This window comes from Brevibacterium sp., from assembly GCF_022712115.1.
Taxonomy (GTDB): domain Bacteria; phylum Actinomycetota; class Actinomycetes; order Actinomycetales; family Brevibacteriaceae; genus Brevibacterium; species Brevibacterium salitolerans.
Map to the genome: position 1 here is coordinate 17,889 of NZ_JALAHB010000062.1, position 14,237 is coordinate 32,125.

The 14,237-nt window shown below is 72.2% G+C and carries 12 protein-coding genes and 1 pseudogene; 5 read left to right on the top strand and 8 right to left on the bottom strand.

The features are described from left to right. Window positions 1-60: 60 nt before the first annotated feature. The 5 genes and pseudogenes from Q0A33_RS03690 to Q0A33_RS03705 all read right to left on the bottom strand — a co-directional run bounded on the left by Q0A33_RS03690 (window position 61) and on the right by Q0A33_RS03705 (window position 5,632). Window positions 61-1,485 carry a CoA transferase gene (locus Q0A33_RS03690; protein ID WP_291793298.1) on the bottom strand — a complete coding sequence of 475 codons (1,425 nt, stop codon included), beginning with the start codon at window positions 1,483-1,485 and terminating at the stop codon, window positions 61-63. Further along, window positions 1,485-2,726 carry an acetyl-CoA C-acetyltransferase gene (locus Q0A33_RS03695; protein ID WP_291793301.1) on the bottom strand — a complete coding sequence of 414 codons (1,242 nt, stop codon included), beginning with the start codon at window positions 2,724-2,726 and terminating at the stop codon, window positions 1,485-1,487. Before Q0A33_RS03695 ends, Q0A33_RS03690 begins: the two co-directional genes overlap by 1 nt. Window positions 2,727-3,182: 456 nt before the next feature. Further along, on the bottom strand, window positions 3,183-3,908 hold the full coding sequence (locus Q0A33_RS16550; protein WP_363316530.1) for a pentapeptide repeat-containing protein: 726 nt from the start codon (window positions 3,906-3,908) through the stop codon (window positions 3,183-3,185). A gap of 101 nt (window positions 3,909-4,009) precedes the next feature. Further along, window positions 4,010-4,540 (bottom strand): annotated as a pseudogene (locus Q0A33_RS16555) (VanZ family protein); the annotation flags it as partial. 180 nt (window positions 4,541-4,720) lie between these two features. Continuing rightward, complete coding sequence (locus Q0A33_RS03705; RefSeq protein ID WP_291793304.1) at window positions 4,721-5,632, bottom strand: LysR substrate-binding domain-containing protein; 912 nt, start codon at window positions 5,630-5,632, stop codon at window positions 4,721-4,723. Window positions 5,633-5,792: 160 nt separating this feature from the next. Here Q0A33_RS03705 and Q0A33_RS03710 point away from each other — a divergent pair, with 160 nt between their 5' ends. The 4 genes from Q0A33_RS03710 to Q0A33_RS03725 all read left to right on the top strand — a co-directional run bounded on the left by Q0A33_RS03710 (window position 5,793) and on the right by Q0A33_RS03725 (window position 10,307). Beyond that, window positions 5,793-6,749 carry a CoA-transferase gene (locus tag Q0A33_RS03710; protein ID WP_291793306.1) on the top strand — a complete coding sequence of 319 codons (957 nt, stop codon included), beginning with the start codon at window positions 5,793-5,795 and terminating at the stop codon, window positions 6,747-6,749. Continuing rightward, window positions 6,746-7,594 carry a CoA-transferase gene (locus Q0A33_RS03715; RefSeq protein ID WP_291793308.1) on the top strand — a complete coding sequence of 283 codons (849 nt, stop codon included), beginning with the start codon at window positions 6,746-6,748 and terminating at the stop codon, window positions 7,592-7,594. The genes Q0A33_RS03710 and Q0A33_RS03715 overlap by 4 nt, the downstream gene beginning before the upstream one ends. 80 nt (window positions 7,595-7,674) lie before the next feature. After that, window positions 7,675-8,877: a CoA transferase gene (locus Q0A33_RS03720; protein ID WP_291793310.1), complete on the top strand. Its 1,203-nt coding sequence runs from the start codon at window positions 7,675-7,677 to the stop codon at window positions 8,875-8,877. Next, window positions 8,874-10,307, top strand: a complete 1,434-nt coding sequence (locus Q0A33_RS03725) for an MFS transporter (protein ID WP_291793312.1) — start codon at window positions 8,874-8,876, stop codon at window positions 10,305-10,307. The genes Q0A33_RS03720 and Q0A33_RS03725 overlap by 4 nt, the downstream gene beginning before the upstream one ends. Before the next feature lie 141 nt (window positions 10,308-10,448). On the opposite strand, the gene Q0A33_RS03730 is transcribed toward Q0A33_RS03725, so the two are convergent. From Q0A33_RS03730 to Q0A33_RS03740, 3 genes are all read right to left on the bottom strand, one after another. Continuing rightward, entirely contained in the window at window positions 10,449-11,660 is a 1,212-nt protein-coding gene (locus Q0A33_RS03730) for a hypothetical protein (RefSeq protein ID WP_291793314.1), read from the bottom strand. A 15-nt stretch (window positions 11,661-11,675) separates the two neighbouring features. Then, window positions 11,676-12,299, bottom strand: coding sequence for a hypothetical protein (locus tag Q0A33_RS03735; RefSeq protein ID WP_291793316.1), 624 nt, complete (start codon window positions 12,297-12,299; stop codon window positions 11,676-11,678). Between the two features lie 163 nt (window positions 12,300-12,462). Further along, window positions 12,463-13,218, bottom strand: coding sequence for an SDR family oxidoreductase (locus Q0A33_RS03740; protein WP_291793318.1), 756 nt, complete (start codon window positions 13,216-13,218; stop codon window positions 12,463-12,465). A 436-nt stretch (window positions 13,219-13,654) separates the two neighbouring features. Between Q0A33_RS03740 and Q0A33_RS03745 the strand changes: the two genes are divergently transcribed. Beyond that, window positions 13,655-14,237 (top strand): SRPBCC domain-containing protein (locus Q0A33_RS03745; RefSeq protein ID WP_291793320.1); only part of this gene is annotated, 583 nt, incomplete at its 3' end.

Below are 14,237 nucleotides of genomic sequence, written 5' to 3' on the forward strand. Positions count from 1 at the left end.
CCGCTGGCCCGGGGACGCGGCGACGTACGCACCGCTGCAGGGTCGGGTTCTCTAACGTTATCAACTGTGAATGATACCTGCGTCACAGAGTCTGCCCAGCTCGGCATGGCTCAGACCCAGACGGGCGCTCAGCACCTGCTGCGTGGCGCCTCCGAACACGGTCGGGCTCTCGTCGCCCAGGTACTCGCCGTCGAAGCGGATGGGGTTCGCCCCCACCAGCATCGTGCCCAGTTCCGGGGACTCGAGGGTGCGCAGCACCCTGCCGCCGAGGCCGGCCGGGGTACCGTTCTGCGGTGCCGCCGCGCCGGTGCCGGAGTCCGCCGGGCCCGAGGCCGGAGCGGTGTTCGCGGCCGCCGTGCCGCCCTGGCCCATACCGCCGTCCGTGCCCACACCGTGTGCGGCCGCGACGCTCGCGGCGACCTCGGCGGTGGTGCGGTAGGGGGCCCACAGCACGGCGGTGCCGTCGAAGGCCTCGGTCACCTGCGCGAGCGTGCGCGCGGCGAACCACGGCTTGAGCAGGGACTCGAGGGTCTCCCGCAGTCCGTAGCGCTCGGACTCGTCCGCGAGGTCCACGCCCAGTGCGCTCTGCAGGGCCTCGACGACCGCGGTCATCCCGGTGGCCTCCACGAGGCCGGCCCACTGGCGGCGGGTGATGGCGGTGACCATGACGGAGCGGCCGTCCGCCGTGGCGAAGTCCGTGCCGAAGCTGCCGAAGATGTGGTTGCCGTGCTTGGCGCGCTGGCTGCTCAGCGCCTCCGTGTACCAGCCCAGGTTCGCGACGGCGGCGAAGGCGATGTCCGCCAGCGAGATCTCCGAGTACGCGCCCCTGCCGGTGGCCTGGCGCTGGAGCAGACCGGTGACGACCGCGGTGGTCGCGGCCTGACCGCAGAGCAGGTCCCAGGCGGGCAGGGCGTGGTTGACCGGCGCTGAGGAGCCCACGGGGCCCGTGATGCCGGGGATGCCGGTCTCCGCGTTGACGGTGTAGTCCACGCCGGGGCCGCCGCTGGGCGAGCCCTGGACCTTCACGTGGATGAGGTCCGCGCGCCTGGCGCGCAGGGCCTCGTCGCCCAGGAAGGGGCGGCCCACGTTGTTGGACACGAAGATGCCGTTCTTCGAGGGGTCGTCGCCGCCGGCCGTGATGAGCGCCTGCGCGAGCTCCTGGCCCTCCGGGCTGCGGAGATCCAGCGCGACGGACTGCTTGCCGCGGTTGAGGGTGCCCCAGTAGATGGAGCGGCCCTCGGCATTGAGCGGCCAGCGATCGATGTCCGGCCCGCCCTTGAGGGGGTCGATCTTGATGATCTCCGCGCCCAGCTGGGCCAGGCCCAGGCAGGAGGAGGGGCCGGCGACGAAGGAGTCCTGCTCGACGACGGTGATGCCCGCGAGCGGGCGCGCCGGGGCCTGGGCCGTGCCCGAGGCCGTGGCGGCTTCCGCTGCTGTGCCCGTGCCGGCCTCGGGCGCGGGGGTGGTGCCGGAGGTCTCCGCCATCAGGCGTCCACCCGCTCGAAGACCGCGGCGAGGCCCTGGCCGCCGCCGATGCACATGGTCTCGAGGCCGTAGCGGGCCCCGCGGCGCTCCATCTCACGGGAGAGGGTGGTGAGGATGCGCACGCCGGTGGCGCCCACGGGGTGGCCCAGGGAGATGCCGGAGCCGTTGACGTTGGTGCGGGCGAAGTCGTCCTTGCCGAATCCCCACTCGCGGGTGCAGGCCAGAGCCTGGGCGGCGAAGGCCTCGTTGAGCTCGATGAGGTCGATGTTCTTGAGCTCCAGGCCTGCGCGCTGCAGTGCCGCGGCGGTGGCCGGGACCGGGCCGATGCCCATGGTGCGCGGCGGGACGCCCGCCAGTCCCCAGCTCACGATGCGGACGAGGGGCTTGAGGCCCAGGGCCTCGGCCTTCGCGCGGGTGGTGACGATGGTGGCCGCGGCGCCGTCGTTCTGGCCGGAGGCGTTGCCTGCCGTGACGGTGGAGGCGGGGTCCAGTCCCAGGCGCATCGGCTTGAGCTTGGCGAGCTTCTCCACCGTGGTGCCGGGGCGGATGTGCTCGTCCGTCGTGATCTGCGTCTCCGGGGTCTTGCGGGTGGCGGCGATCGTGACGGGCACGATCTCCTCCGCGAAGGTGCCGTTCTCCGCCGCCGCGGCTGCGCGGCGGTGCGATTCCGCGGCGAGCTCGTCCTGCTCCTCGCGGGAGATCGAGTACTCCTCACGGAGGTTCTCGGCGGTCTCGATCATGCCGCCCTCCACCGGGTAGTTCCTGCCGCCGGCCGTGAGGCGGCCGCGGACCAGGCTGTCCTTGAGCTCGATGTTGCCGCCGCGGACTCCCCAGCGGATCTCCTCGTTGAAGAACGGCGCGCGGGACATGGTCTCCGCGCCGCCGGCGATGATGAGCTCCGCGCCGCCGGTCGAGATCGCGCCCATGGCGTCGATGACGGCCTGCAGGCCGGAGCCGCAGCGGCGGTCCACCTGGCGGCCGGGGACCGTGACGGGCAGGCCTGCATCGAGCGCGACGACACGGCCGATGGCCGGGGCCTCGACCTGCGGGTAGCACTGCCCGAAGATGACGTCGTCGATGACCTCGGGATCCAGTCCGGTGCGCTCGATCAGCGCGGAGACGACGGTGGTGCCCAGCGCCTCCGGCGCGATGTCCTTGAACTGGCCGCCGTAGGCGCCCACTGCGGTGCGCAGCGGTTCGCAGATGACGATGTCAGATGCAGATGCAGGTGCGTTCGACACGATCTCTCCTCGATGAGTGTGGTGTGGCTCCTACTGTCCCACGCGCATCTATACCTGTCTAGTTGATAGTGGCATCGAATTGATGCGCACAGGTGGAACAGTCGGGGGCGTGCGAACCGAAGACTGGGGCATTCGGTCGAGATTGTGGCTGCGCGTGCGGGGTCTGAGGTGTGCGGGCGGGACCCCTGGGTGCGCATGGTCCATCCGAATACGCCTGCTCGTGTCCCGGTGGCCTCGCCTGTCGCCTCGCGGCCCCCCTCCCGACGCTCGCCCCCCAGCCGCATATTCCGATTCTGGATTGCTCGTTTTCCCCGGCCGACGTCGCGGAGATGGCTGGGTGAAGTGATCAGTCCAGCTCTGGGGCATGGGTGAGTGTGGGGGACTGGCGCAGGGATGAAGGCGTAGGCGGAGGTGGGTGGCGCTCAGGTGCGCGAGGTGGGCACGGCGTCCTGGGGCTCACTCCGGGAGAGGATGCCCGGGAGCCCCCGGCCGCGCTCCGTCGCGAGCACGAACACCGCCCCCACCAGGAGGAACAGGAATCCGAGGCTGCCGGTGGCGGAGATGAGCTGATAGCCGCCGATCCCGCCCAGCCAGCGCAGGATGCGGCCGGGCGCGGACAGGGCGTGTGCGCTTGCAGTCGGATCGGTGATCATGCCCGCGGGTGCGTCCGGGGCAGGACCGAGGGCTGAGGCGGAGCCCGTCCCGGAGGCGGGGTCCCAGGAGGAGGCCGAGGCCGCGGTCCCGGAACCTGCAGTTCCGGAGCCTGCTGTCCCGGAGCTTGCTGTCCCGGAGCCTGCAGCCCCGGAGGTCGCAGTCCTGCTGTCCGCGGGTGCTGCGGAGGCATAGCGGATCGCGACGGTGTGGTCGCCCGGTGTGCGGCCGGTGAAGAGGGTGAGGAGACCTGTGACCGCGACCGTTCCCCAGATTCCCAGGGCGGTGCCGAGGTCTCCGGAGGAGTCCGCCCGCAGTTCGCCCGTGAGCGCGTACTCGAGGAGATTGATCGTCACCGTGATCGTCGTGGAGAGCAGGGTGGCGAAGAGGAGATCGCAGACCGCGCCCAGGACGCGTCGCCGCTTGGAGACCGGACGGGGCCTTCTTGCGGTGCCCGCGCTCGACTCGAGTGCAGACCTGTCCCCGCCGGCCGCGTGCGCAGACGTGCCCGCGTCGGCCGTGACTGGGGATGGGCCCGCGCCGGCCCCGGCCTCGGGCGCGGTGCTCATGCCGGCCTCACCTGCGGCAGTGCCTGCGGCCAGCCGCCGCAGCAGTGCGAAGGCGGCCGCGAGGACTCCGCCCAGGAGTGCGCCGACGGTGTTCGCCATGAGGTCGTCGACGTCGAAGAGCCGGTAGGCGCAGGGATAGAGCCCCCACAGTCCGGTGAGCTGCGTCGTCTCGATGCAGAGCGAGACGGCGAAGCCGAGCACGGTGGACCAGATGATCCCGCGTCCCCACAGCCAGCGCAGCAGGATGCCCAGTGGCAGGAACAGCAGGATGTTGAAGGCCACCTGGAGGACGGCGGGATTGTGCAGGAGCGCGCGCGGGCCCGAGGTGTCGAACGTCCGGATGTCCGCGAGGAACTGGAAGGGGGTGAGCTGGGCGGGCGCACAGCGGATCTGCGCGGGGTCCGGCAGCGGCAGCAGGGTGTAGGTCCACAGCGCCATCGCGTAGATGAGGAACGCCGTCCAGAGGAGGGTGCGCAGCAGCGTGAGATGTCCGCGTCGCCGGTAGTTCGCGTACACGAAGGGGACGAACAGCGCGACGGCGATGAGGATGCCCACGCCGATCGCGACCGCTGCCGAGAGGACCTGACCGTTCATGGGTCAAGATTCTCACGCGGACGGCGGCCCTGAAGGCGGCCGCGGCGAGGAGGTCTCTCCAGAATCACACGCGGACGCGGACGCGGAGGGCGGAGGTGTGATCTCCGGCCGGGTGCGCGTGGTGCGGCAGCCGGATCTGCGGGGGCGGACGGACGCGGCGTGTGCGCCCGAGGCGCCGGCTCAGCCGGTGGGCACCTCGATGGTGGGCAGGGCGGTCGCGGCGGTGGTGAGGACCTCGCGCAGCGCCGGGCTGCTGGGCGGCTCCCGGTGGGCGAGGTAGACGACGATGGGGTCGTCGTGGCCCACCTCCAGGGGCACGCTCACCACTCCGGGGTGGTTGAACCCGGCGGTGACGGAGTCGTAGGAGATGGTGATGCCCATCTCCGTGGAGATGAGGGCGCCGATGATCCACGAGTCCGCGACCTCCTGGACGACGCGGGGTTCGAAGCCCGCGCGATGGCACCAGCGGGAGATGAGTTCGCGCATCGTCGAGCCGGAGTCCGAGGGCAGGAGGATGAAGCTCTCGTCCGCGAGCTCCTCGACCCTGACGGAGGTGCGCCGGGCGAAGCGGTGGGAGCCGTAGACGGCGACGACGGGCTGGTCGATCATGACCGGCCGGCCGTAGATGTGCGGCGGCTGGGTCTGCCAGCGCACGAGTGCGAGGTCGATCGTGCCGTCGCGCAGCCGGTCCAGGGCCTCCTTGGTGTAGATGCTGGACTCGAGCTCCATCGTGATGCCGGGCTTGCGGTGGCGGACGGCGCGTGTGAGCCGTGCCGCGAGCAGGGCGGAGGAGTAGCCGCCGAATCCGAGGCGGACCCGGCCCGTGTCGCCGGCGGCGGCGAAGTGCACGGCCTGCTCCGCGGTCTCCGAGGCCTCCAGCAGTGCGCGTGCCGGGCCCACGAGGGCCTCGCCCGCGGGGGCGAGGGCGACCTGGCGGGTGGTGCGGTGGAAGAGTTCGGCGCCCAGCTCCTTCTCGAACTGGCGGATGGTGCGGCTGAGCGGTGGCTGCGCCATGCCCAGCCGTTCCGCCGCGCGACCGAAGTGCAGCTCTTCCGCCACGGCGAGGAAGGCGCGGATCTGTTGCAGTTCCATGAACGGCAGTATCGCATGATTAATGCTCAAATATAAAGAAAGAAGGTGGATTCTCTCTGGCTGTTGACATAATCTGGCGGGGTCCTGCTGTGACGCGGGACGCTCGGTGAGCAGGACGCTCCGGAGCGGAGCGATGAAGCTGTGAGAGAGGGAGCTGCCAGTGGCAGAGGAGCAGGGGGCGCCGGACCGGCGCTCGGACAAGGTCAGAGACCTCGGCGAGGCGATCGCGGAGCTTGTGCACGACGGGGACACCATCGCACTCGAGGGCTTCTCGCACCTCATCCCCTTCGCCGCAGGCCACGAGATCATCCGGCAGGGGAGGAAGCACCTCACATTCTGCCGCATGACCCCGGATCTCATCGCGGACATGCTGATCGCCGCGGGCTGTGTCGACCGGCTGGTGTGCTCGTTCTTCGCCTCCGGCTCCGCCGGCAGCCTCTACGAGATCCGCAGGCGTCTGGAGAAGCACGACCCGGAACCCCTCGCGGTGGAGGAGTACAGCCACCACGCGATGGTCCTGCGCTACCACGCGGGTGCCAGCCGCCTCCCCTTCGTCCCCATCCGCTCGTTCGCCGGCTCGGACATCCCCCGCATCAACCCGGACATCCGCGAGGTGGACGACCCCTACGGCGAGGGCACCGTCTACGTGGTGCCGCCGCTCAACCCGGATGTGACGATCATCCACGCACAGCGCGCGGACTCCCGCGGCAACGCGCAGATCTGGGGCATCACGGGGGTGCAGCAGGAGGCCGTCTACGCCGCGCAGCGCGTGATCGTTACGGTCGAGGAGATCGTGGACGACGAGGTGGTCCGCTCCGATCCCAACCGCACCCTCATCCCCGCACACGCCGTGGACGCCGTGTGCGTGGTGCCCCGCGGCGCGCACCCCTCGTATGTGCAGGGTTCCTACGACCGCGACAACGCCTTCTACCGGATGTGGCCGCCGCTCGCCAAGGACCCCGCGAAGCTCCAGGAGTGGCTGGACACCCACGTGCGGGGGACCCGCACGCACGAGGAGTACCTGGCGCAGGTGGGCGAGGAGCACCTGCGCTCGCTGGAGGTGGCCTCGCGGCCCTCGCAGCCGGTGGACTACGGCAGAAGGAGGACGGACGCATGAGCGCGGTGGACGGAGCACGCACGGAAGCACGCACTGTGGAGGGAACGGCAGCGGTGGACGCAGGACAGGCGGCGGTGGCTCAGGACTACTCGCAGACGGAGCTCATCGTCTGCGCGGCGGCTGCGCTGCTGGCCGGCAAGCGGACGGTGTTCGCGGGCATCGGACTGCCCACCCTGGCGGTGGACCTGGCGCACCGGACCATCAACCGGGGCATCGAGCTCATCTACGAATCCGGCGTGGCCGGAGCGCACCCCGAGGCCATGGCGGAGGGCATCGCGGACTCCGTGGTGGTCTCCGGCGCGGAGTCCGTGGTGAGCATGCAGGCGCTGTTCGGCTACGTGCTGCAGGGCGGCAACGTGGATGTGGGCTTCCTGGGTGCGGCGCAGATCGACCGGCACGGCTCGCTCAACACCTCCGTGATCGGCGACTGGGAGAAGCCCACCGTGCGGCTGCCCGGCTCCGGCGGGGCGACGGACATCATGGCCAACGCCGGAGAGGTGTTCGTCATCATCCGCCGGCACGACCACGCCTCGTTCCCCGCGCAGCTGGACTTCGTCACCTCGCCCTCGCCGGTGGCCGCACGCGCCAGCGGCCGCGGCATCATGCCGCAGGGCCACGGCGTGAGCACCGTCATCACCCCGCTGGGCGTGCTGCGGCGTGAGGACCCGTACGGCGAGCTCGTGCTCACGCACACGCACCCGGGAGTGACGGTGGAGCAGGTGCGCGAGGCCACCGGCTGGGACCTGGCCGTCGCGGACGAGGTCGCGGTCACCTCGGAGCCCACGGCGGAGCAGGTGCGCCTGCTCCGGGACGAGATCGACACCGTCCGCCTGTACCTGCGCTGACTGTGCCTGCGCTGACTGCGCCTGCGACGAGCACGGCCGGCACTGGAGATTCGATGAGAACGGAAGAGGAGAGTCAGCCGATGAGCTCGGAGAACGTGACCACGGAGAGCCTGTTCGAGCGGTCCGGGGAGGGCCCGCTGGCGGGCGTGGTCGTCGCGGACTTCTCACGGGTGCTCGCGGGCCCCTACGCCACGATGATGCTGGCGGACCTGGGTGCCACCGTCATCAAGGTGGAGGGCCCCGGCGGTGACGACACCCGCAGCTGGAAGCCGCCGGTGCGCGGCGACGACGCCACCTACTACCTCTCCGTCAACCGCAACAAGCGCGACGTGGTGCTCGACTTCGGCGTGCCCGAGGACCTGGCGCTCGCCCAGGAGCTCGCCCGGCGCGCGGACGTGGTGGTGGAGAACTTCAAGCCCGGTGGGCTCGCGAAGTTCGGGCTCGACTACGAGACCGTCCGGGCCGGCAACCCCAGCGTCGTCTACGCCTCGGTCACGGGGTTCGGCGGGCACAATCCGCAGCCCGGCTACGACCTGCTCGTCCAGGGCCTCTCCGGCTTCATGAGCCTCACCGGCGCTCCGGACGGCCCGCCCTTCCGCGGCGGAGTGGCGATCTTCGACGTGATGACGGGCCTGCACACCACCATCGGCATCCTCGCCGCGCTCCGTCACCGCACGGCGACGGGGGAGGGCCAGCAGGTGGAGACGAACCTGCTCTCCTCCGCGCTCTCCGGCATGGTCAACCAGACCTCCGGCTACGTGGCGGCGGGCAACGTGCCCACGCGCATGGGCAACGAGCACCCCAGCCTCTACCCGTACCAGCCGATGGCGACGGGTGAGGGGGAGCTCATCATCGCCTGCGGCAACGACCGCCAGTTCGCGGTGCTCGCGGAGGCGGTGGAGCGTCCGGAGTGGCTCGAGGACGAGCGCTTCGCCACCGCCGTTCCCCGGAACCGGCACCGCAAGGAGCTGGAGCCGCTGCTGCTGGAGGCGCTCTCCCACCGGTCCGCACAGGAGTGGTACGCCCTCCTCACGGAGCGCGGGCTGCCGTGCGCGCCCATCAACTCGGTGGCGCAGGGAGTGCAGCTCGCGGAGCAGATGGGTCTGGACCCGGTCGCCGAGGTGGGCTCCGGCGACCGCGTCGTCCCCACCGTGGCCAGCCCCCTGCGCCTCTCGCGCACGCCGGTCGCCTACGACCTCGCCCCGCCGCGGCTGGGGGAGGACTCGGACCTCGTGCGCGCCTGGCTGAGCGCTCCCCCGGCGGGGGAGGGCTCCGCACAGTGACCGGCACCCGCCCGCCGGGCAGGCTGGCATACCTGGCGATGCTGGGTGTCACCGCGGCGGGCACGCTCGGCGGCACCGTCATCAACGCGCCGCTCGACTGGATCCGCGAGGAGTTCCACTCGACCGACGCGCGCGTGGTCCTCGCGGTCGCCGCCTACACCGTCGCGATGGCGGTCTCCGTCCCGCTGGCGGGATGGCTGTGCGACCGGTTCGGGGCCATCCGCGTGGTGCTCGCGGGCCTGGCGCTGCTGGCGCTCGCCCAGCTGCTGGCAGTGTTCGCCCCCAGCCTCGAGATGCTCATCGTCCTGCGGGCCGTGCAGGGGGCGGCCTGCGCGGCGTTCCCGCCGGGAGTGCAGCGCTCCCTCGTGATCCTCTGGCCGGAGAAGGGGTCAGCGGCCCTCGCGGCGTGGGCGGCTGCCATAGGCGTGGGACAGGCGATGGGACCTCCCCTGGGCGGGCTGATCACGCAGGCCGTGGGCTGGCGCGGCGTGTTCTGCTTCTCCGCGGCCTTCTCCGGCCTGCTGTTCGCCGTCGTGGTCCTCACCGTGCCGCGCACGGCGGGCCGCAGAGTGCCCCTGCACGCGCCGGGCATGGGGTTCCTCATGGCCGCTGTGGGCTTCGCGATCGCGACGGTGACGCTGGTGGGCCAGCGCGGACCCTGGCCCGTGGAGCTCCTCGTGGGCGCTGCCGCCGTGGTCTGCGGGGTGGTCTTCATGGTGCTCGCCTCCCGGCACCCGGACGAGCTCGTGCCGCCCCGACTGCTGATGGAGGCCCGGTACATGAGGGCGACGGCGATCGCGATGTCCGCAATGGTCGTCACGGGGATCACGCTGTCCTCCCTGCCGCTGTGGCTCGCGCAGGTGCTGGGGCTGGAACCGGGGTTCGTGGGCCTCGTCGTGTTCACGACCGCCGCCGCGATGGCGCTGGCCGCGCCGCTCACCTCCGTGCTGCAGAAGCGGCTGGGCGGGTGGCTCGCGGTCGTGTCCGCACTGTCCGCGCTGCTGGCGGTGACGCTGGCGCTGGGCGCCTGGCTCGACTGGGGCCCGGTGGGCACGCACACCGTCGCCGAGGCTGCGGGACGTGCCGCAGCCCAGGCGGGTGTCGCCGAGGCCCAGCCGGGTGCCGCGGTCCCGGCCCCGGTCGTGCAGGCGCTGGTGATCGTCGTCCTCCTGGCGGTGCTCGGGGCCGCCCTCAACGCCAGCCAGGGCCTCGCCGCATTCTCCGTCTCGCAGACGGCGGGCGGGCGCAACCCGCTGGCGTTCGGCCTGCACAACACCGGGCGGTTCGCCGGCCTCGCGGTGGGCTTCGCCTGGACGGCGCTCACCTATCCGCTGGGCTCGATGCTGCTGGTGGGCAGCGGTGCGGCCGTCGCGGTGGCCGTCTCGCTGCTGCTCGTCCTGCGCGGGGGACCGCTGCCGGCGCAGGAGTGAGCGCTCTGCACCCGTGAGCTCCGCCCGGGGCGTGAGCGGTGCGTTCGCAGAGGAGCGAAGAGGCCCGGCCCCGCGGGTGCGAGCGCTCAGCTGACCTTCCGGCACCCGGCAGTCCGTACCCCGCCCCGCGGACGTGAGGGCTCAGCTCCGGGAGGGCAGAGCGTTCTCCCACGGCCAGGTGAAGTCGGGATCCTCCCAGGGCCAGGTGAAGCCGCCGTCTCCGGAGCCCCCGTCGCTTCCGGAACCGCCGTCGTTCCCGGAGTTCCCGCTGCCCTCGTCCGGGGAGCCCCCGTCCGAGCCCTCGCCGCTGCCGGAGCCGTCGCCACCGTTGCCGCTGTCCGAGCCGCCGGAACCCTCGCCGTCGTCCCACGGCGGCCGCCAGTCGTCGAACGGTCCTCCGCCGTCGTCCTCGGGCGCAGGGCTCTCCTCCTCGGGGGAGTCGTTCCCGGAGTCGTCGCCGGAGGGCGATTCCTCCTCGGAGCCGCCGTCGGACCAGGGGAAGCGCGGGCCGGAGTCGTCCTCGGGCGTGGGCTCCTCGGCGGGTTCCGTCTCCTCCACCTCCTCCGTGGCCGCGGGCGCGGGGTCGTCCGCGGCCTCGTCGTCCCGCGGCCAGAACAGCAGCGCCGCCGCAGCGACCAGCAGTGCGAGGAGGACGATGATCACCCAGGAGGAGGCCCGCCGGTACCAGGGCGTGGGCTCCTCGGGCTCCTCCGGGGCGGGCCCGGAGGCAGAGGCCCCGGGTACGGGAGCGAGGTCGATGCCCTGCGCGAACACGGCTCGCGAGAACGCGGTGTCCTGGAACTCGGGCTCGCCCGGTCCCCCTTCCGCCCCGAAGCCGCCGGGAGTGCCGGGGCCGCCGGAATCTCCGCCGCCCGCACCGAACCCGCCGGCCCCGGCTCCACCGGCCCAGTTCGCGCCGGCCTGCGGGTACAGGCGCGTGCCCCCGTCGTCCTGCCCGGCGGCGCCTGTGCCCTGTCCGGGCGTCGCACCGCCGGAGCCGGCCTGCGGGTAGAGACGTGTGCCGTCGTCGGCTGCTCCCGCGGCTCCGGCCGCACCCGCTGCTCCCGTCGCGCCCGCCGTTCCGGCCGGGGCCGCCGCGGACGGCATCACGCGGGTGGACGGCGGGGCTGCCTGTGCCTCACCGGCGGCGGGAGACCGCGGGTGGCCCCGGCGCCTGCCGAGGATCGGGCCCTGCTGGGACTCCTGCTGCGAGGCCGCGCGGCGGATGCGGGGCGACTCGGCCCGCGGCAGCACGCGGGTGCTGTCGTCCTCCGTGTACCGGACCGTCTCCTCGTCCGCGCCGCTCGAGCCTCTGCGCGGGCCGGTGCCCTCTTCGCCGGGTCCATGGGTCATGCGTGTGTTCCTCCTTCACCACACCGGGCGGAAGCCGGCGTGCAGCTCGTCCGGGGTGAGGGTGTGCAGGGCGCCGGTGTCGCTCACGAGGAAGCGCGACCGGCGGTTCATCTCGAACTCGTAGACGTGCTCCGTCCGCAGCAGCACAGCGGTGCCGCGCAGCGTCGGGAGGCCCTGGCCGCCCTGGGTCGGGGCGAGTGAGCTCAGCAGGTTCCTGTGCAGCTGGAAGAAGTCCACCAGGCCGCAGAACCCCAGCTCGGTGCCGTCCCAGACGAACACGGGGTGCGCGTCTCCGGTGTGCAGGCTCTGCCACATGCTCACGCCGGGCGGCTGCTGGGGGCCGGGAGGATCGGCGATCGAGACCGCCCCGCTGCTCTCCGCATGGAGGGTGCCGCCCTGGCGCACGTGCAGCAGGCGGAGAGTCCCCTGCGGGTCGCGGAGCAGCGCGCGGTAGTCGCGGGGGAGGCCCTGTTCCAGAGCCTCGGGTGCGAAGGCGGCGCGCGCCTGCGTCCAGAACGCCGTCGCGGCGCGCGGTGAGGTGCCGGGGGAGGAGGCCACGACCTCGTATCCGGCCTGTGTGACGGCATAGGCGACGTCTGCGGCGGACTGTGCGGAGCCGCTGTAGTGGGCTGCTGTCATGGGCCGAGCATAGTGGCCGTGCGTGTGCGCGCCGTGGATGCGGCCGAGGCGGGCGTGCGGGGGAGGGACGGCTCCGGTGCGCCCGAACGGCCTCGGCAGAGGATGCACACGGCGCGTGCCCGAGGCTTTCGGGCACGCGCCGGGCGCAGGCGAGGGTGAGCGGTCAGGCGCCGCCGCCCAGGGTGACTCCGCCGTCGGCCACGACGAGCTCGCCGGTGATCCAGGAGGCCTCGTCGGAGAGGAGGAAGGCTGCCAGCGCGGCGATGTCCTCCGGCTCGCCCAGGCGCTTGAGCGGATAGGCCGCCGCGACCTTCTCCTCGCCGGCCTCGTAGAGCTTCTCCGCGAACCTCGTCTTCACGACGGCGGGCGCGATCGCATTCACGCGGATGTCCGGCCCCAGCTCCATCGCGTACTGCTTGGTGATGTGCGTGATCATCGACTTGGTGGCGCCGTAGAAGCCGATCATGTGCGGCTGGCGCACGGCCGCCACGGAGGAGAGGTTGACGATGGAGCCTCCGTTCTCCTTCATGGCGGCCTCGTAGACCTTGCGGGTCCACTGCATGGTGGAGTGGACGTTGACCGTGAAGATCTTCTGGATCGCCGCGTCGTCGAGCTCGATGAGGGGGCCGTAGACGGGGTTGATGCCGGTGTTGTTGACCAGCACGTCGACGGAGCCGAAGGTGTCCAGCGCCTTGGCGATCGTCTCGTCCTGGTGTGCCGGGTCATCGGCCTTGCCCGCGACCGCGAGCGCCTTCTCCGGGCCGCCCAGCTGCTCCACGGCCGCGGCCAGCGCTTCCTCGCCGCGTGCGGTGATGACGACGCGGGCTCCCTCATCCACCAGACGCTGGGCGATGCCCAGCCCGATCCCGCGCGAGGCGCCAGTGACGATCGCGACCTTGCCTGTGAAGCGTGCGGACATGTGCTCTCCTTCGAGTCTGGGTTCTGCCGGGGCAGCCGGGCCGCGACGTGGTGGCCGCATCTCCCCTGCGCGAGACTGCGCGGGCGAGGCGGTGTGCACGCCGGGGCGCACGACTGATCGATCGTTTAGAAATCTGTCACATCCGCGCGGGCGAGTCAACGGAATTGACGGCCTCGTCAGGTCAGGCTGTCCCTGCGGCCCTGCGGCCCTGCGGCCCTGCGGCCCTGCGGCCTTGCGGCCTTGCGGCCTTGCGGCCCTGCGGCCCAGTGCTTCCGGTTCCCCGGAGGCGGTCGTGCCGGTGAGGACGCCCCGGGCTCAGGCTCCCCCGGACGAGGACACGAGCAAGCGCGAGCACGGGAGAAGGAGACAGACCGCCGGGGCGCGCAGTCAGTAGGGTGGAGGGCGAGTCCGCCAGCCCCACATCACAGGAGTGCGCATGCCGCTGTCCGAGTCGACCGTCTCCGCCGTCACCCAGGCCCTCGCCGAGGCCTCCGTCACCGCCGAGGCCCAGTCCCTCTCGCACGGCACCACCCTGCTGCGCATGGGCGTGCCGCTCGCCGCCGATGCGCAGACGGTGTGGGACCACCTCACGCAGCCGGAGCTGCTGGCCCGCTGGTCGCCGATCGTCCCCGACCGCCCGCTCACGGAGATGGGCCCGGCGGTCTCCCGGGAGACGTCCGAGGGCCCCGCGGTCGACGCACGGGTCATCGAGGTCGCGCCCGGTCAGGTGCTCCGCCACGCCTGGGGCGGCGAGGGCGAGGTGCTGTGGGAGATCACCGCCGTCCCGCTCGACGAGTCTGCCGCTGCGGAAGTGGGCGCCGCCTGCGTCCTCACCGTCACCCAGACCTTCACCCGCCGCGACCTCGTACCGCCCACCGCCGCCGGCTGGCACGTGTGCCTCGCGGTGCTGTCCCTGCTCATGGAGGGGCGTGAGGTGGAGCGCGTGGTGGGTGAGGACGCGATGGCGGTGGGCTGGGAGGCCCTGCGCGACGCCTACGAGCGAGGCTTCGCCGAGGCGG

Excerpts from the sequence above, each read along its gene's own strand:
- Q0A33_RS03690 (WP_291793298.1), bottom strand. The coding sequence starts at position 1,485 with ATGGCGGAGACCTCCGGCACCACCCCCGCGCCCGAGGCCGGCACGGGC.
- Q0A33_RS03705 (WP_291793304.1), bottom strand. The coding sequence starts at position 5,632 with ATGGAACTGCAACAGATCCGCGCCTTCCTCGCCGTGGCGGAAGAGCTG.
- Q0A33_RS03715 (WP_291793308.1), top strand. The coding sequence starts at position 6,746 with ATGAGCGCGGTGGACGGAGCACGCACGGAAGCACGCACTGTGGAGGGA.
- Q0A33_RS03720 (WP_291793310.1), top strand. The coding sequence starts at position 7,675 with ATGAGCTCGGAGAACGTGACCACGGAGAGCCTGTTCGAGCGGTCCGGG.
- Q0A33_RS03730 (WP_291793314.1), bottom strand. The coding sequence starts at position 11,660 with ATGACCCATGGACCCGGCGAAGAGGGCACCGGCCCGCGCAGAGGCTCG.
- Q0A33_RS03735 (WP_291793316.1), bottom strand. The coding sequence starts at position 12,299 with ATGACAGCAGCCCACTACAGCGGCTCCGCACAGTCCGCCGCAGACGTC.
- Q0A33_RS03740 (WP_291793318.1), bottom strand. The coding sequence starts at position 13,218 with ATGTCCGCACGCTTCACAGGCAAGGTCGCGATCGTCACTGGCGCCTCG.